The sequence below is a fragment of the Streptomyces sp. NPDC038135 genome (assembly GCF_055601245.1).
Genome location: NZ_JBVJXS010000002.1, coordinates 255,851 through 280,490, shown reverse-complemented (window position 1 = coordinate 280,490; position 24,640 = coordinate 255,851). Strand labels below are relative to the sequence as shown.

Annotated in this window: 19 protein-coding genes and 1 pseudogene; 11 read left to right on the top strand and 9 right to left on the bottom strand. The window is 72.6% G+C overall.

The window, feature by feature from the left end; genetic code table 11:
* Positions 1-315: 315 nt before the first annotated feature.
* From ACZ7JA_RS05595 to ACZ7JA_RS05585, 3 genes are all read right to left on the bottom strand, one after another.
* Positions 316-1,605, bottom strand: coding sequence for a citrate synthase (locus ACZ7JA_RS05595; RefSeq protein WP_351658956.1), 1,290 nt, complete (start codon positions 1,603-1,605; stop codon positions 316-318).
* A 229-nt stretch (positions 1,606-1,834) separates the two neighbouring features.
* Entirely contained in the window at positions 1,835-4,099 is a 2,265-nt protein-coding gene (gene recD2 / locus ACZ7JA_RS05590) for an SF1B family DNA helicase RecD2 (protein WP_450744954.1), read from the bottom strand.
* A gap of 190 nt (positions 4,100-4,289) precedes the next feature.
* Entirely contained in the window at positions 4,290-4,865 is a 576-nt protein-coding gene (locus ACZ7JA_RS05585) for a TetR/AcrR family transcriptional regulator (protein WP_389299225.1), read from the bottom strand.
* Between the two features lie 114 nt (positions 4,866-4,979).
* Between ACZ7JA_RS05585 and ACZ7JA_RS05580 the strand changes: the two genes are divergently transcribed.
* From ACZ7JA_RS05580 to rbsD, 6 genes are all read left to right on the top strand, one after another.
* Positions 4,980-5,546, top strand: coding sequence for a hypothetical protein (locus tag ACZ7JA_RS05580; protein ID WP_470807293.1), 567 nt, complete (start codon positions 4,980-4,982; stop codon positions 5,544-5,546).
* Positions 5,547-5,727: 181 nt separating this feature from the next.
* Positions 5,728-6,756: a LacI family DNA-binding transcriptional regulator gene (locus ACZ7JA_RS05575; protein WP_351658944.1), complete on the top strand. Its 1,029-nt coding sequence runs from the start codon at positions 5,728-5,730 to the stop codon at positions 6,754-6,756.
* Positions 6,753-8,273: a sugar ABC transporter ATP-binding protein gene (locus tag ACZ7JA_RS05570; protein WP_470807291.1), complete on the top strand. Its 1,521-nt coding sequence runs from the start codon at positions 6,753-6,755 to the stop codon at positions 8,271-8,273. Before ACZ7JA_RS05575 ends, ACZ7JA_RS05570 begins: the two co-directional genes overlap by 4 nt.
* On the top strand, positions 8,263-10,212 hold the full coding sequence (locus ACZ7JA_RS05565) for an ABC transporter permease/substrate-binding protein (RefSeq protein WP_470807289.1): 1,950 nt from the start codon (positions 8,263-8,265) through the stop codon (positions 10,210-10,212). The genes ACZ7JA_RS05570 and ACZ7JA_RS05565 overlap by 11 nt, the downstream gene beginning before the upstream one ends.
* A 68-nt stretch (positions 10,213-10,280) precedes the next feature.
* Positions 10,281-11,204, top strand: a complete 924-nt coding sequence (locus ACZ7JA_RS05560; RefSeq protein ID WP_470807288.1) for a ribokinase — start codon at positions 10,281-10,283, stop codon at positions 11,202-11,204.
* Complete coding sequence (gene rbsD, locus ACZ7JA_RS05555) at positions 11,201-11,590, top strand: D-ribose pyranase (protein WP_351658933.1); 390 nt, start codon at positions 11,201-11,203, stop codon at positions 11,588-11,590. The genes ACZ7JA_RS05560 and rbsD overlap by 4 nt, the downstream gene beginning before the upstream one ends.
* 187 nt (positions 11,591-11,777) lie before the next feature.
* On the opposite strand, the gene ACZ7JA_RS05550 is transcribed toward rbsD, so the two are convergent.
* Genes ACZ7JA_RS05550 through ACZ7JA_RS05540 form a run of 3 tightly spaced genes read right to left on the bottom strand, consistent with a single transcriptional unit; the run spans position 11,778 to position 14,925 of the window.
* Positions 11,778-12,578: a sugar phosphate isomerase/epimerase family protein gene (locus tag ACZ7JA_RS05550; RefSeq protein WP_470807708.1), complete on the bottom strand. Its 801-nt coding sequence runs from the start codon at positions 12,576-12,578 to the stop codon at positions 11,778-11,780.
* A 47-nt stretch (positions 12,579-12,625) separates the two neighbouring features.
* Positions 12,626-13,777, bottom strand: a complete 1,152-nt coding sequence (locus ACZ7JA_RS05545; protein ID WP_470807286.1) for a dihydrodipicolinate synthase family protein — start codon at positions 13,775-13,777, stop codon at positions 12,626-12,628.
* Positions 13,774-14,925, bottom strand: coding sequence for a Gfo/Idh/MocA family protein (locus ACZ7JA_RS05540; RefSeq protein ID WP_403678921.1), 1,152 nt, complete (start codon positions 14,923-14,925; stop codon positions 13,774-13,776). The genes ACZ7JA_RS05545 and ACZ7JA_RS05540 overlap by 4 nt, the downstream gene beginning before the upstream one ends.
* A 277-nt stretch (positions 14,926-15,202) precedes the next feature.
* Between ACZ7JA_RS05540 and ACZ7JA_RS05535 the strand changes: the two genes are divergently transcribed.
* From ACZ7JA_RS05535 to ACZ7JA_RS05520, 4 genes and pseudogenes are all read left to right on the top strand, one after another.
* Positions 15,203-16,252, top strand: a complete 1,050-nt coding sequence (locus ACZ7JA_RS05535) for a LacI family DNA-binding transcriptional regulator (protein WP_351658924.1) — start codon at positions 15,203-15,205, stop codon at positions 16,250-16,252.
* 303 nt (positions 16,253-16,555) lie between these two features.
* Positions 16,556-17,044: pseudogene (locus ACZ7JA_RS05530) on the top strand (GNAT family N-acetyltransferase); the annotation flags it as partial.
* Between the two features lie 16 nt (positions 17,045-17,060).
* Positions 17,061-17,861, top strand: a complete 801-nt coding sequence (locus tag ACZ7JA_RS05525) for a sugar phosphate isomerase/epimerase family protein (protein ID WP_351658921.1) — start codon at positions 17,061-17,063, stop codon at positions 17,859-17,861.
* A gap of 420 nt (positions 17,862-18,281) precedes the next feature.
* Positions 18,282-19,529, top strand: coding sequence for an MFS transporter (locus tag ACZ7JA_RS05520; protein WP_470807283.1), 1,248 nt, complete (start codon positions 18,282-18,284; stop codon positions 19,527-19,529).
* Between the two features lie 87 nt (positions 19,530-19,616).
* On the opposite strand, the gene ACZ7JA_RS05515 is transcribed toward ACZ7JA_RS05520, so the two are convergent.
* A complete protein-coding gene (locus ACZ7JA_RS05515; RefSeq protein ID WP_389299203.1) occupies positions 19,617-21,452 on the bottom strand; it encodes a glycoside hydrolase family 3 protein in 1,836 nt (611 codons plus the stop codon).
* A 388-nt stretch (positions 21,453-21,840) separates the two neighbouring features.
* Here ACZ7JA_RS05515 and ACZ7JA_RS05510 point away from each other — a divergent pair, with 388 nt between their 5' ends.
* Positions 21,841-22,485: a dihydrofolate reductase family protein gene (locus tag ACZ7JA_RS05510; protein WP_450744963.1), complete on the top strand. Its 645-nt coding sequence runs from the start codon at positions 21,841-21,843 to the stop codon at positions 22,483-22,485.
* 77 nt (positions 22,486-22,562) lie between these two features.
* On the opposite strand, the gene ACZ7JA_RS05505 is transcribed toward ACZ7JA_RS05510, so the two are convergent.
* Both ACZ7JA_RS05505 and ACZ7JA_RS05500 read right to left on the bottom strand, forming a co-directional pair.
* Positions 22,563-23,984, bottom strand: coding sequence for a S28 family serine protease (locus ACZ7JA_RS05505; protein ID WP_389299198.1), 1,422 nt, complete (start codon positions 23,982-23,984; stop codon positions 22,563-22,565).
* Positions 23,985-24,135: 151 nt separating this feature from the next.
* A complete protein-coding gene (locus ACZ7JA_RS05500) occupies positions 24,136-24,528 on the bottom strand; it encodes a hypothetical protein (protein ID WP_351665073.1) in 393 nt (130 codons plus the stop codon).
* Between the last annotated feature and the right edge of the window lie 112 nt (positions 24,529-24,640).

The window sequence follows — 24,640 nt, the reverse complement described above, 5'->3', positions numbered from 1 at the left end:
CGGGAAGCTTTGAGCGGCCCTCCCAGCGTGCGTTGTCCCGGCAGATCGCACCGCGTCACTGGAGCACGACGGGTTCTGCCCGTGGTGCTCAGACAGCGATTTCAGGCGCTGTCCTCTCCGAGCGCCCGGCCGGATCCCGTGGGGGGAATCCGCACCGGGACATGGGAAGGCGCCCTGGTCGTCGGCCCGTGGGGGGACCGGCGTCAGGGCGCCTTCCGTTTTTCGTTCTTCACCGTCGATCCAGGGCCCGCCCGTGGCGGCAGGCCCTGTGCGGCGGGCGGGGCGCCGGATGGGCGCCCCTGGACCGGCAGATCCTCAGCGCTCCTCGACCGGCACGAAGTCGCGCTCGACGACGCCCGTGTAGATCTGGCGCGGGCGGCCGATGCGGGAGCCCGGCTCCTTGATCATCTCGTGCCACTGGGCGATCCAGCCCGGCAGCCGGCCGAGTGCGAACAGGACCGTGAACATCTCGGTCGGGAAGCCCATGGCCCGGTAGATCAGACCGGTGTAGAAGTCGACGTTCGGGTAGAGGTTGCGCGAGACGAAGTAGTCGTCGGAGAGCGCGTGCTCCTCCAGCTTGAGAGCGATGTCCAGCAGCTCGTCGGACTTGCCGAGGGCGGACAGCACGTCGTGCGCGGCAGCCTTGATGATCTTCGCGCGCGGGTCGAAGGACTTGTAGACCCGGTGGCCGAAGCCCATCAGGCGGACGCCGTCCTCCTTGTTCTTCACCTTGCGGATGAAGGAGTCGACGTCGCCGCCGTTGGCCTGGATGCCCTCGAGCATCTCCAGGACCGACTGGTTGGCGCCGCCGTGCAGCGGGCCCCACAGGGCGTTGATGCCGGCCGAGATCGACGCGAACATGTTCGCCTGCGACGAGCCCACCAGGCGGACCGTGGACGTCGAGCAGTTCTGCTCGTGGTCCGCGTGCAGGATCAGCAGCTTGTCGAGCGCCGAGACGACGACCGGGTCGAGCTCGTACTCCTGCGCGGGGACCGAGAAGGTCATGCGGAGGAAGTTCTCCACGTAGCCGAGGTCGTTGCGCGGGTAGACGAACGGGTGACCGATCGACTTCTTGTACGCGTAGGCCGCGATGGTGGGGAGCTTCGCGAGCAGGCGGATCGTCGAGAGGTTGCGCTGCTTCTCGTCGAACGGGTTGTGGCTGTCCTGGTAGAAGGTGGACAGCGCCGAGACGACCGAGGAGAGCATGGCCATCGGGTGGGCGTCGCGCGGGAAGCCCTTGTAGAAGTTCTTGACGTCCTCGTGCAGCAGGGTGTGCCGCGTGATCTCGTCCTTGAACGTCGTCAGCTCGTCGACGGTCGGCAGCTCGCCGTTGATCAGCAGGTAGGCCACCTCAAGGAAGGTGGAGCGCTCGGCCAGCTGCTCGATGGGGTAGCCGCGGTAGCGGAGGATGCCCGCCTCACCGTCGAGGTAGGTGATGGCGGATTTATAGGCGGCCGTGTTGCCGTAACCGCTGTCCAGAGTCACCAGACCGGTCTGGGCGCGGAGCTTCCCGATGTCGAAGCCCTTGTCACCGACGGTGCTGTCGACCACCGGGTAGGTGTACTCGCCGTCGCCGTACCGCAGTACTACAGAGTTGTCGCTCACGTCTTCCCTCACCGACGTAGTGCCTCATCTTCGAGGTGCCCTGACTGTCTCTACCATCCCCCATTTGGCTCAGGAGAGTGCACTCGGGGTCGACCATTGGGCCTATCGGCGGCACTCAGTGCCGCCAACCTGCTCATCCTGCCCGCTTCGACGGGTAACCGGAAGTGCTCTGTGACCTTCACGACTCATTTGATCGATCATTTTTTGGGACGCCTGCCGGAGCCGCTGGTCAGAGGTGTCCGGCGCCCGCGAGCCGGAAGTCCAGCGCCGTGCAGCGCCGCCCCGCCGACACCGTGCGCACCGCCTGCGCGATCGCCTTGCGTGAACCGACGAGCACCACCAGCCGTTTCGCCCGTGTCACCGCGGTGTACAGCAGGTTCCGCTGGAGCATCATCCATGCGCCGGTGGTGACGGGGATCACCACGGCGGGATACTCGCTGCCCTGCGAGCGGTGGATGGTCACCGCGTACGCGTGGGCCAGTTCGTCCAGTTCGTCGAAGTCGTACGGCACCTCCTCGTCCTCGTCCGTCAGCACCGTCAGACGCTGGTCGACCGGGTCGAGCGAGGTGACGACGCCCACGGTGCCGTTGAAGACACCGTTCTCCCCCTTCTCGTAATTGTTGCGGATCTGGGTGACCTTGTCGCCGACACGGAAGACCCGGCCGCCGAACCGCTTCTCCGGCAGGTCGGGCCGGCCCGGCGTGACGGCCTGCTGGAGCAGCCCGTTGAGGGTGCCCGCGCCGGCCGGTCCCCGGTGCATGGGCGCGAGCACCTGCACGTCCCGGCGCGGGTCCAGGCCGAACCGGGCCGGGATCCGGCGGGCGGCCACGTCCACGGTGAGCCGGCCGGCCTCCTCGGTGTCGTCCTCGACGAAGAGGAAGAAGTCCTTCAGCCCGTCGGTGAGCGGGTGCTGCCCGGCGTTGATGCGGTGCGCGTTGGTGACGACGCCGGACTGCTGGGCCTGCCGGAAGACCCGGGTGAGCCGCACGGCCGGCACCGGGCTCCCCTCGGCGAGCAGATCGCGCAGCACCTCCCCGGCGCCGACGCTCGGCAACTGGTCGACGTCGCCGACGAAGAGCAGGTGGGCACCCGGCGGCACGGCCTTGACCAGCTTGTTGGCGAGCAGCAGGTCCAGCATCGAGGCCTCGTCCACGACCACCAGGTCGGCGTCCAGCGGGCGGTCCCGGTCGTAGGCCGCGTCGCCGCCGGGCTTGAGCTCCAGCAGCCGGTGGACCGTGGAGGCCTCGGCGCCGGTCAGCTCGGCCAGCCGCTTGGCGGCCCGGCCGGTGGGCGCGGCGAGCAGCACCTTGGCGCGCTTGGCGCGGGCCAGCTCCACGATCGAGCGGACCGTGAAGGACTTGCCGCAGCCGGGGCCGCCGGTGAGCACGGCCACCTTCTCGGTCAGCGCGAGCCGTACGGCGGCCTCCTGCTCGGGGGCGAGGTCGACGCCGGTACGGCTTCCGAGCCAGCCCAGCGCCTTGTCCCAGGCCACGTCCCGGAAGGCGGGCATCCGGTCCTCCGGGGTGCGCAGCAGCCTCAGCAGCTGGGCGGAGAGGGAGAGTTCGGCCCGGTGGAAGGGCACCAGGTAGACGGCGGTCACGGGCTCCGCGCCGCCGTCGGGCCCGGGCACCTTCTCCCGTACGACCCCCGGGTCCTCGCCCTCCCCGGGCGGCTCGGCCAGCTCGGCGAGGCACTCGATGACCAGGCCGGTGTCGACCTGGAGCAGCTTCACCGCGTCCGCGATCAGCCGTTCCTCCGGCAGGAAGCAGTTGCCCTGGTCGGCGGATTGGGACAGCGCGTACTGCAGGCCCGCCTTCACGCGCTCCGGGCTGTCGTGCGGGATGCCGACGGACCGGGCGATCCGGTCGGCGGTGAGGAAGCCGATCCCCCAGACGTCGGCGGCCAGCCGGTAGGGCTGGTCGCGCACGACCGAGATGGACGCGTCGCCGAACTTCTTGTAGATGCGCACGGCGATGGACGTCGACACCTCGACGGTCTGGAGGAAGAGCATGACCTCCTTGATCGCCTTCTGCTCCTCCCAGGCGTCGGCGATCTTCCTGGTCCGCTTGGGGCCGAGGCCGGGGACCTCGATCAGCCGCTTCGGCTCCTCCTCGATGATCCGCAGCGTGTCCGTGCCGAAGTGCTGGGTGATGCGGTCGGCGAAGACCGGGCCGATGCCCTTGACCAGGCCGGAGCCCAGGTAGCGGCGGATGCCCTGGACGGTGGCGGGCAGCACGGTCGTGAAGTTCTCGCAGACGAACTGCTTGCCGTACTGCGGGTGCGACCCCCAGCGGCCCTCCATCCGCAGCGACTCCCCGACCTGGGCGCCGAGCAGCGCGCCGACCACCGTCAGGAGGTCGCCGCCGCCCCGGCCGGTGTCGACGCGGGCGACGGTGTAGCCGTTCTCCTCATTGGCGTACGTGATGCGCTCCAGCACGCCTTCGAGCGTGGCGAGCCGGCGCTCGCCGGGGGCCGCGGATGGCTGGTTGGGCATGATCCGACGTTACCGGTGGGGTGTGACAGGAGGCGCCCCGTCCGGGGATGCCGGAGTCTTCTCGGCGTCCGTCGGCCCCGGGACCCCGGCGCGGTCGGCCGCGTAGTCGCGGCGCCCCCGACCGGCGCCTCAACAGCGCGCGCGGAGTTCGTCGTTCGGGTCGGCCCGGACTCCCGAGACCCGGGGGGCCTCATGCCTGGAGGATGCCCTCGACGCCGCGCAGAAAGGTCTCGGTGACGAGCTGCGGGTCGAAGAGGCAGCCGGCCGCCATCGCGCCGTCCCGCAGCATGACGAGGTGCCGGCCGGTCTCGTCCGCGGGCTCGCGGCCGGCCCGTGCCAGCAGGTCCGTGACGGTCTCCAGGAACCACTGGCGGTGTGCCAGTACGGCCTGGTGGACGGGGTGGGCCGGGTCGGGGTATTCGGCCACCGCGTTGAGGAAGGCGCAGCCTCGGAACCCCGGGGATCCGATGCCCTCCGCGATGGACCGGGCGACGGCCCTGACCTTGTCCGCCGCCGACTCGGCGCCCTGCTCCGCGGCGGCCACCTGCCCCCGGATCCCCTGGTCGGCCAGGTCGAGGTAGGCGAGGACGAGTTCCTCCTTGCCCGAGAAGTGCCGGTAGAGCGTCGCCCGCGTGACCTGCGCCTCCGCGATGATCCGGTCGACGCCGACGGAGTGGATCCCCTCGGCGTAGAAGACCCTCGTCGCCGTCGCGAGCAGCCGCGCTCGCGCCTCGGACGTGCTGCCTGTCGCTGTGCCCCGGCTCATGGGGGCGAGGTTACCAAAACCGTGAGGGAGAACGTTCGGTCTTGACAGGCACCACGGCACCCACTTCCATGAGAGGTAGACCGAACGTTCTCCCTCATCCTGGGAAGGCATCCCGTGGACACCGTCGCCGCCACCGCCACCACCCGCTCCACCGTCCCCGCGACCCTGCGGAAGCTGTACCTCCTGCGCTTCGCCTTCGCCGCCGTGTGGGCCGCCCTGCTGTTCGCGACCGCCGGCGCGCTCAACCCGGCGAGCGCGGCGCTCCTGGTGATCTATCCCCTGTTCGACGTCGCGTGCGCCGTCTTCGACGTCCGGTCCGCCAGGGCCGACGGCGGCCCGGTGCGCCACCTGTACGCGAACATCGCGCTCAGCGCCCTCACCGGCGCCGGTCTCGCCGTGGCCGCCGCGTCCGGGATTCCGGCGGTGCTGCGCGTCTGGGGCGCCTGGGCCGTCGCCGCGGGCGTGGTCCAGCTCCTCGTCGGCGCAGCAAGGCGCCGGCTGGGAGGACAGTGGGCGATGATCGCGAGCGGCGCCCTCTCCACCCTCGCCGGCGCGTCGTTCTTCGCCCAGGCGGGCTCGTCCGGCGCCTCCCTGGGCAGCCTGGCCGGTTACGCCCTCCTCGGCGGGATCTTCTTCCTCGTGTCCGCCCTCCGGCTGGGGCGCGCCCGCGCGGAGGCGTGACTCCGCGCCTCCCGGCGCCGCACGCCACCGGGTGGTCCGGCAGCGCCCGGGCCACCCGGTGGTCACGATTGAGTTTCAGCCACCCTTACCCCCCTTGTCTTGGCTCGTGTAATCGATTCCAATCCTTCGTGCACGTCGATGTAATCGATTCCATGAGTTCCACAAGGAGGTGGAGCCCGCGATGGCGAGCATCAAGGACGTCGCCGCCGCGGCGGGCGTCTCGGTCGCCACGGTGTCGCGCGTCCTGAACGAGCACCCGTCGGTCAGCGCGGACGCACGCACACGCGTGCTGGCCGCCGTCGAGGCGCTGGGCTACCGTCCCAACGCCGTCGCCCGTTCCCTGCGCACCGACCAGACCCGCACCCTCGGCCTGGTCATCAGCGACGTACTGAACCCGTACTTCACCGAGCTGGCCCGCTCCGTCGAGGAGGAGGCCCGCGCGCTCGGCTACAGCGTGATCATCGGCAACGCGGACGAGCGGCCGGACCTCCAGGACCACCATGTGCGGACCCTGCTGGACCGCCGCATAGACGGCCTGCTGGTCTCCCCCACCGACGGCGGCTCCCCGCTGATGCTGGACGCCGTGCGCGCGGGGACGCCGATGGTGTTCGTCGACCGGTGGATCCCGGGCGTCGAGGTGCCCGTGGTGCGGGCGGACGGACAGCGCGCCGTCCGGGACCTGGTCGCGCACCTGCACGGGCTCGGGCACCGGCGGCTCGCGATCATCTCCGGACCCGCGGCCACCACCACCGGCAGCGAGCGCGTCGAGGCGTTCCGGGCCGCGCTGGCCGAGTACGGGCTGGACCTGCCGGACGCCTACACCGGCCAGGGCGACTTCCAGGCCGAGAGCGGCCGGCGGGTCACCGAGGGCTTCCTCGACCTGCCGGAGCCGCCCGAGGCGGTCTTCGCCGCGGACAACCTGATGGCGCTCGGCGCCCTGGACGCGATCCGCGCGCGCGGGCTGCGCGTCCCGGACGACATCGCGCTCGCCGCCTTCGACGACATCCGCTGGTTCGTGCACACCGATCCGCCGGTCACCGCGATCGCCCAGCCCACGGGCGAACTGGGCCGGGCCGCCGTACGGGCCCTGGTGGACCGCATCGGGGGACTGCCCGGCGAGTCCGTCACCCTCCCCGCCCGTCTCGTCGTGCGCCGCTCGTGCGGCGCGCCCTCCGGCGGGACCCCCGTAACGAACAGGAGCGAGTCGTGAGCGACAGGGACGAGTTGCTGCGCATCGAGGGCATCCGGAAGACCTTCCCCGGCGTGGTGGCGCTGGACGGCGTCGACTTCGACCTGCGCCGGGGCGAGGTGCACGTGCTGCTCGGCGAGAACGGCGCGGGCAAGAGCACGCTCATCAAGATGCTCTCCGGCGCCTACACGCCCGACGGCGGGCGGATCCTCGTCGGCGGCGAGGAGGTGCGCATCCATGGTGCGCAGGACTCCGAACGCCTCGGGATCGCCACCATCTACCAGGAGTTCAACCTCGTTCCCGACCTCACGGTCGCCGAGAACATCTTCCTCGGCCGGCAGCCGCGCCGGTTCGGGATGATCGACCGGAAGCGGATGGAGGCCGACGCCGAGGTCCTGCTGCAGCGGGTCGGCGTGAACGTGTCGCCCCGCGCGCGGGTGCGTGAACTCGGCATCGCGCGCCTGCAGATGGTCGAGATCGCCAAGGCGCTCAGCCTGGACGCGCGCGTGCTGATCATGGACGAGCCGACCGCCGTGCTCACCTCCGAGGAGGTCGACAAGCTGTTCCGGATCGTGCGCCGGCTGCGCGAGGACGGCGTCGGCGTCGTCTTCATCACCCACCACCTGGAGGAGATCGCCGCCCTGGGCGACCGGGTCACCGTCATCCGGGACGGCAGGAGCGTCGGGCAGGTCCCGGCCGCCACCCCGGAGGCCGAGCTGGTCCGGCTCATGGTGGGCCGCGCCATCGAGCAGCAGTACCCCCGCGAGCGGGCCGACCGGGGCGGTGCGCTGCTCAGCGTCGAGGGCCTGACCCGCGACGGCGTCTTCCACGACGTCAGCTTCGAGGTGCACGCCGGTGAGGTGGTCGGCATCGCCGGCCTGGTCGGCGCCGGCCGGACCGAGGTGGTCCGCGCGGTCTTCGGGGCCGACCGGTACGACAAGGGGGCCGTGAAGGTCGCCGGGACGGCCCTGAAGGGCCACGACGTCAACGCCGCCATGGCGGCCGGCGTCGGACTGATCCCCGAGGACCGCAAGGGCCAGGGGCTCGTGCTCGACCAGTCGGTCGAGGAGAACCTCGGCCTGGTCACCATGCGCGCCGCCACGCGCGCCGGGCTCGTCGACCTCAAGGGCCAGCGCGAGGCCGCCGCACGGATCGCGGGGCAGCTCGGCGTGCGGATGGCCGGGCTCGGCCAGCACGTGCGGACCCTGTCCGGCGGCAACCAGCAGAAGGTCGTCATCGGCAAGTGGCTGCTGGCCAACACCAAGGTGCTGATCCTCGACGAGCCGACGCGCGGCATCGACGTCGGCGCCAAGGTCGAGATCTACCAGCTCATCAACGAGCTGACCGCGGCCGGCGCCGCCGTACTCATGATCTCCAGCGATCTGCCCGAGGTGCTCGGCATGAGCGACCGGGTGCTGGTGATGGCCCAGGGCCGGATCGCGGGCGAACTGTCCGCCGACGAGGCCACCCAGGACTCCGTGATGGCACTCGCCGTCAGCAACCCCACGACCGACAAGGAGGCCGCTCGTGGCCACTGACACGCTCGAGAGCAGGACGGGCGCCGGTGGCGCCACGGCGGTACGCCGGCTGCTCCTGGAGAACGGCGCGCTGACCGCGCTGATCGTCCTCGTCATCGCCATGTCGGCGCTGTCGGGCGACTTCCTGACCACCGACAACCTGCTCAACGTCGGCGTCCAGGCGGCCGTGACCGCCGTCCTGGCCTTCGGCGTCACCTTCGTCATCGTCTCGGCGGGCATCGACCTGTCGGTCGGCTCGGTGGCGGCCCTGTCGGCCACCGTCCTCGCCTGGACGGCCACCTCGCACGGCGTGCCGGTCGTCGTGGCGGTGCTGCTGGCCCTCGTGACCGGCGTCGCGGCCGGGCTCGTCAACGGCTTCCTGATCGCGTACGGCAAGCTCCCGCCGTTCATCGCGACGCTGGCCATGCTCTCGGTGGCCCGCGGTCTGTCGCTGGTGATCTCCGGCGGCTCCCCGATCCCCTTCCCCGACTCCGTCTCGCACCTCGGGGACACGCTCGGCGGCTGGCTGCCGGTGCCGGTCCTCGTGATGATCGTGATGGGGCTGATCGCCGCCCTCGTGCTCGGCCGGACCTACATCGGCCGCTCGATGTACGCGATCGGCGGCAACGAGGAGGCCGCGCGTCTGTCCGGCCTGCGGGTGAAGAAGCAGAAGCTCGCCATCTACGCCCTGTCCGGCGTGTTCGCCGCCGTCGCGGGTGTCGTGCTCGCCTCCCGGCTGTCCTCCGCGCAGCCCCAGGCGGCCGACGGCTACGAGCTGGACGCGATCGCCGCGGTCGTGATCGGCGGCGCCTCGCTCGCGGGCGGCACCGGCAAGGCGTCCGGCACGCTGATCGGCGCGCTGATCCTCGCGGTGCTGCGCAACGGCCTGAACCTGCTGAACGTCTCCGCCTTCTGGCAGCAGGTCGTCATCGGCGTCGTGATCGCGCTGGCCGTCCTCTTCGACACGCTGCGCCGCAAGGCGGGGGCGGCCCCGGCGGCGGCCGGCGCCTCTCCCGGCGGCAAGGGCAGGCAGGCGGGGACGTACGCGCTCGCGGCGGTCGTCACCGTTGCGATCGTCGGCGCGACCTCCTTCCTGCACAACGGCTCCTCCTCGTCGGCGAACCCGAAGATGGGCCTGTCCCTGTCCACCCTCAACAACCCCTTCTTCGTGCAGATCCGGGCGGGCGCCCAGGCCGAGGCGGAGAAGCTGGGCGTGGACCTCACGGTCACGGACGCCCAGAACGACGCCTCCCAGCAGGCCAACCAGCTCCAGAACTTCACCAGCTCGAACGCCGGCGCGATCATCGTCAACCCGGTGGACTCGGACGCGGCGAGCAACTCCGTGAAGGCCGCCGACAAGGCCGGGATCCCGGTCGTCGCCGTCGACCGCGGGGTCAACAACGCGAAGACGAGCACCCTGGTGGCCTCGGACAACGTGGCCGGCGGCGAGCTGGCCGCGAAGACGGTCGCCGAGAAGCTCGGCGGCAAGGGCAGGATCGTCATCCTGCAGGGCCAGGCGGGCACCTCCGCCGCCCGTGAGCGGGCGGCGGGCTTCGCCAAGGGGCTGAAGGCCTACCCGGGCATCCAGGTCCTGGCCCAGCAGCCGGCCGACTTCGACCGCACCAAGGGGCTCGACGTGATGTCGAACCTGCTGCAGGCCCACCCCGACGTGCAGGGCGTCATCGCCGCCAACGACGAGATGGCCCTCGGCGCGATCAAGGCGCTGGGCGCCAAGGCCGGCCGGTCGGTCCAGGTGGTCGGCTTCGACGGCACCCCGGACGGACTGAAGGCGGTCGAGGGCGGCACGCTGTACGCGTCCGTGGCGCAGCAGCCCAGCCAGCTCGGCCGGATCGCGGTCGACAACGCGCTGAAGGCGGTCCAGGGCGAGAAGGTCGGATCTGCCGTCAAGGTGCCGGTCAAGGTGGTCACGAAGGACAACGTGGCCGGGTTCACCGGCTGACATCGGCGAGCGGGCGGGCGGTCCTCGGGGACCGCCCGCCCCGGTCATCTCTCAGGGGAGTCAATTTCATGTACGACTACGACCTCCTGGTCGTGGGTTCGGCCAACGCCGACCTGGTGATCGGGGTCGAGCGGCGGCCGGCCGCCGGCGAGACGGTGCTGGGCGGCGACCTGGCCGTCCACCCGGGCGGCAAGGGCGGCAATCAGGCGGTCGCGGCCGCCCGGCTCGGCGCGCGCACGGCCCTGCTGGCCCGGGTCGGCGACGACGCCCACGGCCGGTTGCTGCTGGACGGGCAGCGGGCGGCCGGGGTGGACACGGCGGGCGTGCTGGTGGGCGGGGCGCCGACCGGTGTCGCGCTGATCACCGTCGACCCCTCCGGCGACAACAGCATCGTGGTGTCGCCCGGCGCCAACGCCCGGCTCACCCCGGCGGACGTGCGGGCGGCCGCGGATCTGCTGCGCGCCTCGCGGGTGGTGTCGGCGCAGCTGGAGATTCCGCTGGAGACGGTCGTGGAGGTCGTGCGGAACCTGCCGGACGGCGGCCGGTTCGTGCTGAACCCGTCCCCGCCGCGCGAGCTGCCCGCGGAGGTGCTGGCGGCCTGCGATCCGCTGATCGTCAACGAGCACGAGGCCCGGGTGCTCCTCGGCGGGGAGGACGTGAGCGGTGAACCGGCGGACTGGGCGCCCCTGCTGCTGGCCCGGGGCCCGCGCTCGGTGGTGGTGACGCTCGGCGCCGCCGGCGCCCTGGTGTGCGACTCCTCCGGTGTGACCCCGGTGCCGTCGGTGCGGGTGGACGCGGTGGACACCACCGGCGCGGGCGACGCGTTCACCGCGGCCCTGGCCTGGAAGCTGGGGTCGGGCGCCGCGCTGCCGGACGCGGCGGCCTACGCGGCCTTGGTGGGCGCGGCCGCGGTGACGCGGCCCGGTGCCCAGGAGTCGTACCCGACGGCGGCGGAGGCCGAGGCGCTCGGCGAGCGGGGCGGTGACCGGTGAAGCGGGCGGGCATTCTCAATCGTCATCTGGCCGGTGCGCTGGCCGCGCTGGGGCACGGCGACGGGGTGCTGGTGTGCGACGCGGGCATGCCGATACCGGACGGGCCGCGTGTGGTGGACCTCGCCTTCCGCGCGGGCGTGCCCTCGTTCGCGGAGGTCCTGGACGGGCTGCTGGACGAGCTGGTGGTGGAGGGGGCCACGGCCGCCGAGGAGGTGCGGGACGCCAATCCCGCGGCGAGCGCGCTGCTCGACGGCCACTTCCCGGAGCTGGCGCTGGTGCCGCACGAGCGGCTGAAGGAGCTGTCCGCGGGGGCCCGGCTGGTGGTGCGCACCGGGGAGGCACGGCCGTACGCGAACGTGCTGCTGCGGTGCGGGGTGTTCTTCTGACGCTCGGGCGGCGGCGCCCGGACGTTTCGAGGGGGTGCGCCCGGTCCGTCGACCGGGCGCACCCCCTCGGCTTTTCCCCTCCGTGCCGGAACCCCTCAGATCCCCCCCGGGTCCCTCCCCAGGAGTTCCAGACGACGGGTTCGACCCGGGAGGCGGGGCGAGGGTTGTACGGGGTCCGGAATTTTTCTCACCGGATCACATGCGCGACGAACCGCTGCGCCGTCTCGGCCAGCACCTCGCGGCCGTCCCGGGCCCACAGCCCCTCGTTGAACAGCTCGACCTCGATGGGCCCCGTGTAGCCGGCCGCCTCCACGTACCCCTTCCACTCCCGCATGTCGACCGAGCCGTCGCCGATCTGCCCGCGGCCGTTGAGGACCCCCTCGGGAAGCGGTGTGGTCCAGTCGGCGAGCTGGAAGGTGTGGATGCGGCCGGCCGCGCCCGCGCGGGCGATCTGCTCGGGCGCCCGGTCGTCCCACCACAGGTGGTAGGTGTCCACGGTCACGCCCACCTGGTGCGCGGGGAAGCGCTCGGCGAGGTCCAGGGCCTGGGCGAGGGTGGAGACCACGCAGCGGTCGGACGCGAACATGGGGTGCAGCGGTTCGACGGCGAGGCGTACGCCGTGCTCCTCTGCGTACGGCCCGAGTTCGGCGAGGACGTCCGCGATGCGCTCGCGGGCCGCCCGCAGGTCCTTGGAGCCGGGCGGCAGCCCGCCGGAGACGAGGACCAGGGTGTCGGTGCCGAGGGCGGCGGCCTCGTCGATCGCGCGGCGGTTGTCGGCCAGGGCCGCCGCGCGCTCCCCGGGACCGGCCGCCGTGAGGAAGCCGCCGCGGCACAGCGTGGTGACCGTCAGACCAGCGTCCCGGACCAGCTTGGCGGTCGCCTCCACGCCGTAGGACTGGACGGGCTCGCGCCACAGGCCGACGCCCGGAACGCCCAACCGGACGCAGGCGTCGGCCAGTTCCGGCAGGGAGAGCTGCCTGACCGTCATCTGGTTGATGGAGAAGCGGGCGAGATCGGTGCGTGCGGGACCGGTGCTCACTGGTTCACCCCGTACATCGACAGCAGGTTCCGCATGCGCTCCTCGGCCTGCTTCGGGTCGGGGAACAGGCCCAGACCGTCGGCGAGTTCGTAGGCGCGGGCGAGGTGCGGCAGCGAGCGGGCCGACTGCAGGCCGCCGACCATCGTGAAGTGGCTCTGGTGGCCGGCCAGCCAGGCCAGGAACACGACTCCGGTCTTGTAGAAGCGGGTCGGCGCCTGGAAGAGGTGGCGGGACAGGGCCACGGTCGGATCGAGCAGGGCGCGGAAGCCGGCCGTGTCGCCCGTGTCCAGGACCCGTACCGCCTCGGCGGCCGGCGGGCCGAGCGGGTCGAAGACGCCGAGCAGGGCGTGGCTGAAGCCCTGGTCGTCGCCCGCGATCAGCTCGGGGTAGTGGAAGTCGTCGCCGGTGTAGCAGCGCACGCCGCGCGGGAGCCGGCGGCGCAGGTCGACCTCGCGCCGGGCGTCCAGCAGGGAGACCTTGATGCCGTCGACCTTGTCGGGGTGGGCGGCGACGACGTCGAGGAAGGTCTCGGTGGCCGCGTCGAGGTCGGACGAGCCCCAGTAGCCCTCGAGCGCCGGGTCGAACATCGGGCCGAGCCAGTGCAGGATCACCGGTTCGGCGGCCTGGCGCAGGAGGTGGCCGTACGTCTCCAGGTAGTCCTCGGGGCCGCGCGCGGCGGACGCGAGCGCCCTGGACGCCATGACGATGGCCTGCGCGCCCGCCTCCTCGACGACCGCGAGCTGCTCCTCGTAGGCCGCGCGGATGCCGGCCAGGGTGCCGCCGGCGATCTGGTCGGTGCCGACGCCGCAGGCGATACGGCCGCCCACCGCCCGGGCCTCCGCGGCCGAGCGGCGGATGAGCTCGGCCGCGCCCGCCCAGTCCAGGCCCATGCCGCGCTGGGCGGTGTCCATGGCCTCGGCGACGCCGAGCCCGTGGGACCACAGATGGCGGCGGAAGGCGAGGGTGGCGTCCCAGTCGACAGCGGCGGGCGAGTCGGGGCTGGTGTCGGCGAACGGGTCGGCCACGACGTGCGCCGCCGAGAAGACGATGCGGGAGGTGAGGGGGGTGCCGGGGGGGACGGCGAGCGGTTCGGTCCGCGGCTCGTAGGTCCGCAGTCGCCCGCCGGCGTCCGGGAGTCGGATGGTCACAGCGTGATCTCCGGGACCTCGAGGCGGCGGCCCTCGGCCGAGGACCGCAGGCCCAGCTCGGCGAGCTGGACGCCGCGGGCGCCGGCCAGCAGGTCCCAGTGGTAGGGGGTGCCGGCGTGCACGTGCTTGAGGAACAGCTCCCACTGGGCCTTGAAGCCGTTGTCGAACTCCTGGTTGTCCGGGACCTCCTGCCACTGGTCGCGGAAGACCTCGGTGGCGGGGATGTCCGGGTTCCAGACCGGCTTGGGGGTGGCCGAGCGGTGCTGGACGCGGCACCTGCGCAGGCCCGCGACCGCGGAGCCCTCGGTGCCGTCCACCTGGAACTCGACCAGTTCGTCGCGGTTGACGCGCACCGCCCAGGAGGAGTTGATCTGGGCGATCGCGCCGCCCTCGAGCTCGAAGACGCCGTACGCGGCGTCGTCCGCGGTCGCGTCGTAGGGCTTGCCGTTCTCGTCCCAGCGCTGCGGGACGTGGGTGGTGGCCAGGGCCTGGACGGAGGTCACCCGGCCGAACAGCTCGTGCAGGACGTACTCCCAGTGCGGGAACATGTCGACGACGATGCCGCCGCCGTCCTCGGCGCGGTAGTTCCAGGACGGGCGCTGGGCGTCCTGCCAGTCGCCCTCGAAGACCCAGTAGCCGAACTCGCCCCGCACGGACAGGATGCGGCCGAAGAAGCCGCCGTCGACGAGCCGCTTCAGCTTGAGCAGCCCCGGCAGGAAGATCTTGTCCTGGACCACGCCGTGCCTGACGCCCTTCTCGCGGGCGAGCCGGGCGAGTTCGAGGGCGCCGTCGAGTCCGGTGGCGGTGGGCTTCTCGGTGTAGACGTGCTTGCCCGCCGCGATCGCCTTCCGGAGGGCGTCCTCGCGGGCGGAGGTGACCTGGGAGTCGAAGTAGACGTCGACGTCCGGGTCGGCGAGCACCGCGTCCAGGTCGGTGGAGACGTGCTCCAGGCCGTGCCGGTCGGCGATCTCCCGCAGGGCGTGCTCGCGGCGGCCGAGCAGGATCGGCTCGGGCCACAGCACGGTGCCGTCGCCGAGGTCGAGGCCGCCCTGCTCGCGCAGGGCGAGGATGGACCGGACGAGGTGCTGGCGGTAGCCCATGCGTCCGGTCACGCCGTTCATGGCGATACGCACCGTCTTGCGTGTCACGTGAGTCCCTTCGTAACGCCGGTGCGGCCTTGGTCGGCGGGGCCGGCGTCGTCATCGTCAGCAAGTGCAGCAAGCGCTTTCTACGACGAGAAGCTAGCCTCTGCACAGCGCTCCGGACAAGACCGTGTCCTCTTCGAGTTGTTCGAGGGGGCGAACGAACCGCCTGGTTGGCCTTATGGTCTGCTCGGCACGGACGGAACCGTGACCGTGCCCGGCCTGTCTACGAGGACGTACGAGCACCAATGCGCGACCCCCCGCGCGACCGGAGGACGACGAGATGACGGTGACCCTGGCGGACGTGGCGGCCCGCGCACAGGTCTCCCCCGCGACGGTTTCGCGCGTGCTGAACGGCAACTACCCGGTGGCCGCGTCCACCCGGGAGCGCGTGCTGCGGGCGGTCGACGAGCTGGACTACGTGCTCAACGGCCCGGCCAGCTCGCTCGCGGCGGCCACCTCGGACCTCGTGGGCATCCTCGTCAACGACATCGCGGACCCGTTCTTCGGAATCATGGCGAGTGCGATACAGGCCGAGATCGGGGGGCCGGGCGGCCGGGCGGGCGGCGAGCGGCTGGCGGTCGTGTGCAACACCGGCGGCTCGCCGGAGCGGGAGCTGACGTACCTGACCCTGCTGCAGCGGCAGCGGGCCGCGGCGGTGGTGCTGACCGGCGGGGCCGTGGAGAACGAGCCGCACGCGGCGGCGGTCTCGGCCAAGCTGCGCAAGCTGGCGGAGGCCGGGACCCGGGTGGTGCTGTGCGGGCGGCCGCCCGCGCCGGACACCGAGGCGATCGCGCTGACCTTCGACAACCGCGGGGGCGCCCGCGCCCTGACGGACCACCTCATCGGCCTCGGCCACCGGCGGCTCGGCTACATCGCGGGCCCCGAGGAGCGCACCACCACCCGGCACCGGCTGGAGGGTCACCGCGCGGCGCTGGAGGCGGCCGGTGTCGAGGAGGACCCGCGGTGGACGGTGTACGGCCGCTACGACCGCCGGTCCGGTCACGAGGCCACGCTGGAACTGCTGCGCCGGGACCCGTCCCTGACGGCGGTCGTCGCCGCGAACGACTCCGTCGCGCTGGGCGCGTGTGCCGCGCTGCGGGAGTCCGGGCTGCGCATCCCCGAGGACGTCTCGGTGGCCGGCTTCGACGACCTGCCGTTCAGCGTCGACGCGGTGCCGTCGCTGACGACGGTGCGGTTGCCGCTGTCCGAGGCGGGTGCGCGGGCGGGGCGGATCGCCATGGGCCGTGAGGAGGCTCCGCCGGGTGGGATCGCGTCGGTGCGGGGGGAGTTGATGGTGCGGGGGTCCTCCGGGGTTCCGCGGGGGGCCTAGCTCGGGGTGCTTGGGGGGTCCGTGGGGCGCCTACTGGCTCGTGGTGCTTGGGGGGCGTGGGGCGCCTACTGGCTCGGGGTGCTGGGGGTGGCTTGGACGGGTGCGCGTTGGTGGGGGCTGGTCGCGCAGTTCCCCGCGCCCCTCATTTGCTGGGCGGCGTTGGTTGGGTTCCGGGGTTTCGGGGGCCGTCGCGCAGTTCCCCGCGCCCCCCGTTCGGTGGGCGGCGTTGCTTTGGTGCTGGGGGTTCTTGGCGGGCCTAGGGTCAGGGTTGTGGGAATGGGTGCTTCTGATGACGGCGAGGGCGTGCTGCGGGCGCCGATGGCCGGTGATCTCGGCTGGATCGTGCAGCGCAACGGCGCTCTGTACGCGGCCGAGTACGGCTGGAACGCCGAGTACGAGGGGCTGGTCGCGAGGATCGTCGCCGACTTCGCCGAGGACCACGACCCGCGCCTGGAGCGGGTGTGGATCGCCGAGCTGGACGGCCGGGCGGTGGGCTGCGTGATGTGTGTGCGGGACTCGGCCCCGCACACCGCGCGACTGCGGCTGCTGCTCGTCGAGCCCTCCGCGCGCGGGCACGGGATCGGCGACCGGCTGGTGCGCGCCGTCGTCGGCTTCGCCCGCGAGGCCGGCTACCGGGAACTGGTGCTGTGGACCAACGACGTCCTCAGCGGGGCCCGGCGTCTCTACCGGCGGCACGGCTTCGTGCTCGTCGCCGAGAAGCCGCACCACTCCTTCGGCAAGGATCTGGTCGGCCAGGACTGGCGGTTGGATCTCCGCGGAACGGCCCCCTGACGAGTAGGGTCCGAGCATGAAGCTGGCGTTCTCCACTCTCGGTGTCCCCGGCCTGGCCGTCCCCGATGTCCTGGCGCTCGCGACCGCGCACGGTTACCACGGTGTGGAACTGCGCGCCCATCCCGAGGAGCCCGTGCACCCGGGCCTGTCCCCCGCCGAGCGCGCGGAGACGGCCGCGCTGTTCAAAGCGTCCGGAATCGAACTGCTCGGCCTGGCCGGATACACGCGCGTCGCCGCGCCCGGCGACGACGCACCCGTCCTCGACGACATCCGGCTGCTCCTGCAACTCGCCCACGACCTGGGCGCCCCCTTCGTCCGGGTCTTCCCCGGCGCCGATCCCGACCGGCCCCGCGAGGAGTCCGAGGCCCTCGCCGCCCGGCGGCTCGGTGCCGCCGCCGAGGACGCCGCCGCGCTCGGCGTCCGGATCCTGGTGGAGACCCACGACTCGCACCGCACCGGCGCCGACGTGATCCGTGTGCTGGGCCCGGTCGGGCACCGTCAGGTGGGTGCGCTGTGGGACGTGATGCACACCTGGCTGGGCGGCGAACAGCCCGCCGACAGCTACGCGGCGCTCTCCCCGCACCTCGGCTACGTCCAGGTCAAGGACATCGCCTCGGCCGACGACCGCGCGCCGCTGCCGCTCGGCGCGGGCGTCCTGCCGCTCACCGAGTGCGTGGACGTCCTGTGCCGCAACGGCTGGGACGGCTGGCTGTGCTGGGAGTACGAGAAGCGCTGGTACGAGCACGCCACGCCGCTCCCCGAGCTGTTGTCCGCTGGCCGCGACCACCTCGTACGCCTGCTCGGCGAGGCGGCCTAGCCGACCCGCCCACCGGCCGCCCGGCCCAGACGTGCCACCGCCCGGCCCCGGGCGAGCACCCGGCGCCGGGCGGCCGACCATGGGCCACAACAACCCCGGCGAGCCTGCTCGCCCTCCCACGTAGGGCCCGCTGAGGTCGCCCGGTCCGACCGGTCGCGTCCACGGTCGCCCAGGGCAGACGTCGAACCGCCCAGTCTCGGGCGAGCACTCCGCGCCCGGCGGCCGGCCATGCGCCACGACAACCCCCAGCAAGCCGGCTCGCTCTCCTGCGCAGGCCCGGGGAGGCGGCCCGGACGGCGCTCCTTGCTCATCGCGTGCGTGGGCGGCCCGTCAGTGGCGGGGAAAATCGGTGGCCGGGGAGGTGGGGGGCGGCTAGCCTCCCCCGGTGATTGTGCAGCCCTCGCGTTTTCGTTCGCTCTCATGAGACTCCGCCGCTCGCTCATCGATGTGACGCCGCTGCGCACCTCCCCCGTCTTCCGGCGGCTGCTGATCGGCCGGACCGTGTCCGTGCTGGGCGGGTTCATGACCATGGTGACGGTCATGTACCAGGTGTGGGACATGACCCGCAGCACGGCCTGGACCGGTGCGGTCGGGCTGGCGCAGGCGTTGCCGCTGGTGGTGTTCGGGCTGTTCGCGGGCGCCTGGGTGGACCGGGCGGACCGGCGCCGGGTCTACCTCGCGGCCACCGTGGGCCAGGCCGCCTGCTCGCTGCTGCTGGCCGTTCAGGGCTTCACCGGGCACGTGCCGGTGGTGGTGGTCCTCGCGCTGGTCGCCGTGCAGTCGTCGTTCGGTGCGCTCGGCGCCCCGGCCGCCGGAGTGTTCGTCCCCCGGCTGCTGCCCCCGGGGCAGGTGCCCGCCGGGCTCGCCCTGAACGCCGTCACCGGCCAGACGATGATGCTGCTCGGCCCCGCCCTGGCCGGTGTGCTGCTGGGCCGGCTGGGCATCGGCGCCTGCTATCTGCTGGACGCGCTCAGCTTCGGGCCGGCCTTCTACGGCGCCTTCGGGCTGCCCGCGCTGCCGCCGGAGGGCGAGCCGTCGCGGGCGGGGGTGCGCGGGGTGCTGGACGGGCTGCGGTTCCTGGCCGGGCACCGGGTGGTGCGGGGCGCGCTGATCACGGATCTGGCCGCCACCGTGCTGTCCTTCCCGGCCAGCCTGTTCCCGCTGGTCAACGCCGAGCGGTTCGGCGACGACCCGCGCACGCTCGGCCTGTTCCTGTCGGCCCTTGCGGTGGGCGGCGTCACGGCGTCGGCCCTGTCCGGCTCGCTGACCCGGCTCGGCAGGCCGGGCGCGGTGATGCTGTGCGCCTCCGGGACCTGGGGCGCGGCGCTGGTCCTGTTCGGGCTGGCGACCGACCCGTGGGCCGGCCTCGCCCTGCTCGTCCTCGCGGGGGCGGCGGACGCCACCGCGGTCGTCTCCCGCTCCACGATCGTGCAGACCCGCACCCCGGACGCGCTGCTCGGCCGGGTCACGGCGGCCGAGCAGATCGTCGGCCAGGCGGGCCCCAGCCTCGGCAACGCGCGGGGCGGTCTGGTCGCGGGCTTCAGCTCCGGCGCGACGGCCCTGGTCAGCGGCGGCCTGATGTGCGTCCTCGCGGTGGCGGCGGTCGCGACGGCGACCCCCGAACTGCGGGAGAGGGCCGAGGGACTCGCCGTTCCGGAGACGCCCTGAGCGCGGTGCGGCGGCCGGCCCCGGACGCCCCCGTCCGGCGTGGACCGGGAAGCGGGCCACGCCGGACGGGAGGGACGCGGCGTACGTCTAGTACGTCAGCCCGTAGCCCAGGGGGTACAGCTCCCGCGCCGGGTCGTCCGCCCGCTGCACCGGCACCGGCAGCCTGCCGTGCGGCGCCACCCGGCCGGCGATCACCCGTGCGGCGGCGCGCAGCTCGACGTCGGTCCAGGAGTAGGTCGCCAGGAAACCCTTGACGGCGGGGAGCTGGGCGACGTCGTAGGGGTTGCGGACGGCGACGGCCACCACCGGTTTCCCGGTGGCCAGCAACCGCTCCACCAGCGTCCGCTGGCTGCTGCCCGCCGTCACGTTGTACGTGGCCACGACCACCGCGTCGGCGTCCGCCGCGGCGGCCACCGCCTTGCCGATGACCGTGGCGGAGGGCGCGGTGCCGGTGGACAGGGCGGTGGCGGTGAAGCCGAGCTCGGTGAGGGCGGCCGCCAGCACGGTGGTGGGCGGGCCGGTGGTGCCGGACGGGGAGGCCGGGTCCGCGCCGACGACGAGGACCCGGCGCCGGCTGCGGCGGTCGAGCGGCAGCGTGTGCTCCTCGTTGACGAGCAGGGTCGTGGTGCGCTCGGCGATCCGGTCGGCGGCGGCCAGATGGGCCTTGGTGCCGACCGTGCGGTCGACGCCGGCCCCGGTGACGTAGGGCGGCCGGTCCAGGAGTCCCAGCCTGTCCTTCAGCCGCAGGATACGCAGGATCGATTCGTCCAGCCGGGCCTCGGTCAGCTCGCCCTCCTGGACGGCCTTGAGGACCGCGTGCCACGCCACGTCGAGCGACGGCGGGTTGAGGAGCTGGTCGACACCGGCCTTCAGGGCGAGCACCGGCACCCGGTCGTCGCCGTACTTGGTGCGCACGCCCTCCATGCCGAGCGAGTCGGTCACCACGACGCCGTCGTAGCCGAGTTCGCCGCGCAGGATGCCGGTGAGGATGGGGTGGGACAGGGTGGCCGGGTCACCGGCGTCGTCGAGGGCCGGGAACTGCAGGTGCGCGGTCATGATCGAGTCGATGCCCGCCGCGATCGCCGCCCGGAAGGGCACCGCGTCCAGTTTCTCCCACAGCTCCCTGCTGTGCGTGATGACCGGGAAGCCGGTGTGGCTGTCGACGGCGGTGTCCCCGTGGCCGGGGAAGTGCTTGGCGGTCGCCGCGACCCGGGACGCCTGGTAGCCCTTCACCTCGGCGGCCACCAGCCGGGCCACCGCCTCCGGGTCGGCCCCGAAGGACCGTACGCCGATGACCGGGTTGGCCGGGTTGACGTTCACGTCGGCGTCGGGGCTGTAGTCCTGGTTGATGCCCAGGGCGCGCAGTTCGGCGCCGGAGACGCGGCCGAGGGTGTGTGCGTCGGCGGGACGGCCGCCCGCGCCGACCGCCATCGCGCCCGGGAACAGCGTGGCCGGCGCGCCCACCCGGCAGACGATGCCGTGCTCCTGGTCGGTGGCGATGAGCACCGGCAGGCCGCGGGGCTGCTCCAGGGAGGCCTTCTGGATGCCGTTGGACAGGTCGGCGATCTGGTGCGGATCCCGGGTGTTGTGGGCCCAGGTGAAGTAGATGATGCCGCCGACCCGGTACTTCGCGATCAGCTCGGCGGCCGTGCGGACCCCGATCTCCGCGAGGTTGGCGTCGACGTCGGCCTGGTCGGGGGCGGTGGCGGAGTGGCCGTAGACCCGCATCACGAAGAGCTGGCCGACCTTCTCCTCCAGCGACATGCGGGAGATGAGGGCGCGCAGCCTGGTGTCGCCGGACGCGGCGGCGTGGGCGGTGGCCGGTACGGTCAGCGCGGCCGTGATGCCCGCGGTGGCGGCGAGAACGGTCCGTCTGGACGGCCGCGGGGTGTTTCCCGTGCTTCCCGTGCTGCTGTCGTGCACGCGTGCTCCTTCCGGAGGACAACCGCTGAAGGAAACTTCCAAGGAGCCACCAATATCCGGGAAGTTTCTTTCCGTCAAGGGAACGCACAGGAAGCCGGGGTGGTGCCGCCGCCGGCGCTCGGGAGGGGGGCGCGCCGGCGGCGGCGGCCGCCAGGCCCGGTGCGGCGGAGAGGGTGCGCCGGTCTCGCGTCCGGGACCGGCACCGCACCGCGGACTCGTCCGGCGGCCTGGGCGTTGGACGGCCGCGGGCGGAGACCGGTTCCGTGCGGCGAGCCGGAGGGCCCGGACGGGCGGAGGGCCGGACGGGTGAGTTCCGCGCTCACCGCACCGGTGAGTTTCCCGGCCCCGGGGAGTCTGCAGCACAGTTGCCGATGACGCGGGAGGAACCATGGCTCAACTGCTGAGGGTGCAGAACTTCAATGTGTCCAGTGACGGGATCGCCGCCGGCGAGGCCCAGAGCTTCGAGCAGCCGTTCGGCCTCGCCGGCGCCGAGAGGCTCTTCGGCTGGGCCGGCGCGACGGCGAGCTGGCCCAATCGCACCGACCCCGGGGGCAGCCGGGGGCTCGACGACTACTTCACGCGGGACTTCGCCCACGGCATCGGGGCGGAGATCATGGGCCGCAACAAGTTCGGACCGCAGCGCGGGCCCTGGCACGACCACGAGTGGCAGGGCTGGTGGGGTGACGAACCGCCGTTCCGCACACCGGTGTTCGTGATGACCCACCACCCGCGTCCCTCGTTCACGCTCTCGGACACCACGTTCCACTTCGTCGACGGCGATCCGGCGGCGGTCCTGGAGCAGGCGCGCGAGGCGGCGGGGGGCGGGGACGTCCGGCTGGGCGGCGGGGTCACCACCGTCCGGGAGTTCCTGGACGCCGACCTGGTGGACACCATGCACGTGGCGGTCTCACCGGTGAAGTTCGGCTCCGGGCTCCGGCTCTGGGAGTCGCCGGACGAACTGCTCGACCGCTTCCACCTCGAGGTCGTGCCCAGCCCGAGCGGCGTGACGCACCACCTGTTCTGGCGGAGGTGACACCGGTGTGCCGGACGCGGTCGTCCGGCACACCGGCGGCGCCGGCCCCTCGGCTTCGAGGGACCGGCGCCGGCGGGTCAGGGACGCAGCGCGGGCTCGCGCTCCACGTCCCGCACGTCGAGCTTCGCGTCGTGGCGGGCCAGCGGCCTGGCCGCGGACGGGTCCGCCTGGACGGCGGCGGGCGCGACGCCCGCCCACTCCAGGATGCGGGCCGTGGCCAGCGCCTTCTGGTCGGGCACCAGGCCCGCCACATTGGCCCCGTGGTTCATGCCGGGGGCGGTGAAGACGTACGAGTCACGCGCGCCCGCGCCGAGGCGGAACCGCTCCGAACCCCACGGGTCGTTCTCGCCGTAGACGAAGAGCATGTGCCGGGCGTGCTGCCGGACCCAGGTGTCCACGTCCCGCATGGCGTCCGGCTGGAAGCGCATCGGGATGGAGCGGGGCACGAAGTTGCGCGGCGGCTGGTAGCCGTAGCGGATCAGCTTCTTCTCGATGTACGGGAAGTGGATGGTGGGCGCGCCGAGCTGGGTGCCCGCCTGGTAGTAGTACGGCGTGTACGTCTCCAGGCCCTGGTCGGTGTAGGCGGAGAAGCCGGAGATGCTGTCGACGGAGTCCCAGATCGCGTCGTCGGTCGCGGTCGCCGCGCCGGCGGGGATGGTGTCGCAGTCCTTCAGCAGGCTGTACTGCCAGAAGCCCCAGACGTAGTCGAGGACGACCGCCTCGTAGGCCTTGTCCAGGCCGCCGATGGTGTCGAAGGTGTAGCCGTTGTCGGCGGCGTACTGCGCGTACCGCTTCTCCAGCGGCTCCCGGCGCACCAGCGCCTCCCGCTGGACCGCGTTCAGCCGGTCGCGGCACTCCTTGGTGCCGACGCCCGCGAAGAACCGGTCGTACGCCGAGTCCTCCTTGTTCACCACGTCGTTGGGGGCGACGTAGGCGACCACGCCGTCCATGTCACGCGGGTAGAAGCGCTCGAAGTAGGTGGCCGTCATGCCGCCCTTGGAGCCGCCGGTGGCCAGCCAGTTGGCGGAGTAGACGGGCTTCAGCGCCTGGTAGACCCGGTGCTGGTCGCTGGCCGCCTGCCAGATGTCCAGCTTGGACCAGTCGGCCGGCGCGGGCCGGGACGGCGTGAAGAAGCGGTACTCCAGGGAGACCTGGTTGCCGTCCACGATCTGGGTGGGTTCCCGGCGCGACGGGGTCGTGGAGACGTTGTAGCCGCCGGTGTAGAAGACCGTCGGGCGGCTGGTGTCCTTGTGCAGCACGGTGATCCGCTGCTGGAAGGTGCCCTTGGACGGGTGCCGGTGGTCGACCGGCTGCGTGTAGTTCAGTACGAAGAACCGGTAGCCGGGGTACGGCTTCTCCTGGACCAAGCTCATGCCGGGTATCGCCAGGAGCCGGTCCTTGATGTCGGGCTCGGACTGGGCGGCGGTGGCCGCGCCCGCTGTGCTCAGCGTGCCTATGAAGACCGTGAGCGCCAGCAGCCATCTGAGCGCCTTGCGCATGCGCACTCTCCCCTGTGAGACAGATGTGCGCCGGAAGCTAGCGGAGCAACTGCCGTGACACCAGAGGGGGTTGTACGGTTTGGGGCGGTCTGCGGCTACATGGCCGTACGGATCAGGGGCGCAGAGACGGGAATCGGGCGTGTCCGGTGGTTCAGCACATGAACCAGCCGGAGCTGACCGCGGCGCGGCCCACCGAGCCCCGCACCCACACGCAGCGCTGCCCGGCGTGCACGGTGACCGGGCCGGCGTGGTGCTTGAACCGGCCCGCGTCCACGACCGGCCGGTTGCCGCGGGCCTGGACGCTGACCGACATCAGGCGTCTGGCGCCCGGGTGCTTGGCGACCGTGACGGCGCAGACGTAGCCGTTGCGCTTGTAGACGTGCACGACGCCGGCGCTGAAGGGCAGGGTGCGCACCTCGCGTCCGGCGCAGGAGCCGGCCGGGGCCGCGTGCGCGGTGCCGGGCACCGCGAGCGCCAGCGCGCCGGAGGCGGCCAGCGCGGCCGCGCCGAGCGCCAGACGCCGGCGTATCGCACCACAGTCCATCGTCGTCCTCCCCGTACCGCGGTCATACGTCCCCGGCATACGTCACCGACGACCGTACTGACGTACGGACGCAGGACATGTGTCGGATGGTTGCACGGCGGTCGGAGAGCCG

Coding starts and splice junctions, on each gene's coding strand:
- recD2 (WP_450744954.1), bottom strand. CDS start 4,099: ATGCCCAACCAGCCATCCGCGGCCCCCGGCGAGCGCCGGCTCGCCACG.
- ACZ7JA_RS05585 (WP_389299225.1), bottom strand. CDS start 4,865: ATGAGCCGGGGCACAGCGACAGGCAGCACGTCCGAGGCGCGAGCGCGG.
- ACZ7JA_RS05575 (WP_351658944.1), top strand. CDS start 5,728: ATGGCGAGCATCAAGGACGTCGCCGCCGCGGCGGGCGTCTCGGTCGCC.
- ACZ7JA_RS05560 (WP_470807288.1), top strand. CDS start 10,281: ATGTACGACTACGACCTCCTGGTCGTGGGTTCGGCCAACGCCGACCTG.
- ACZ7JA_RS05550 (WP_470807708.1), bottom strand. CDS start 12,578: ATGACGGTCAGGCAGCTCTCCCTGCCGGAACTGGCCGACGCCTGCGTC.
- ACZ7JA_RS05535 (WP_351658924.1), top strand. CDS start 15,203: ATGACGGTGACCCTGGCGGACGTGGCGGCCCGCGCACAGGTCTCCCCC.
- ACZ7JA_RS05525 (WP_351658921.1), top strand. CDS start 17,061: ATGAAGCTGGCGTTCTCCACTCTCGGTGTCCCCGGCCTGGCCGTCCCC.
- ACZ7JA_RS05520 (WP_470807283.1), top strand. CDS start 18,282: ATGAGACTCCGCCGCTCGCTCATCGATGTGACGCCGCTGCGCACCTCC.
- ACZ7JA_RS05510 (WP_450744963.1), top strand. CDS start 21,841: ATGGCTCAACTGCTGAGGGTGCAGAACTTCAATGTGTCCAGTGACGGG.
- ACZ7JA_RS05505 (WP_389299198.1), bottom strand. CDS start 23,984: ATGCGCAAGGCGCTCAGATGGCTGCTGGCGCTCACGGTCTTCATAGGC.
- ACZ7JA_RS05500 (WP_351665073.1), bottom strand. CDS start 24,528: ATGGACTGTGGTGCGATACGCCGGCGTCTGGCGCTCGGCGCGGCCGCG.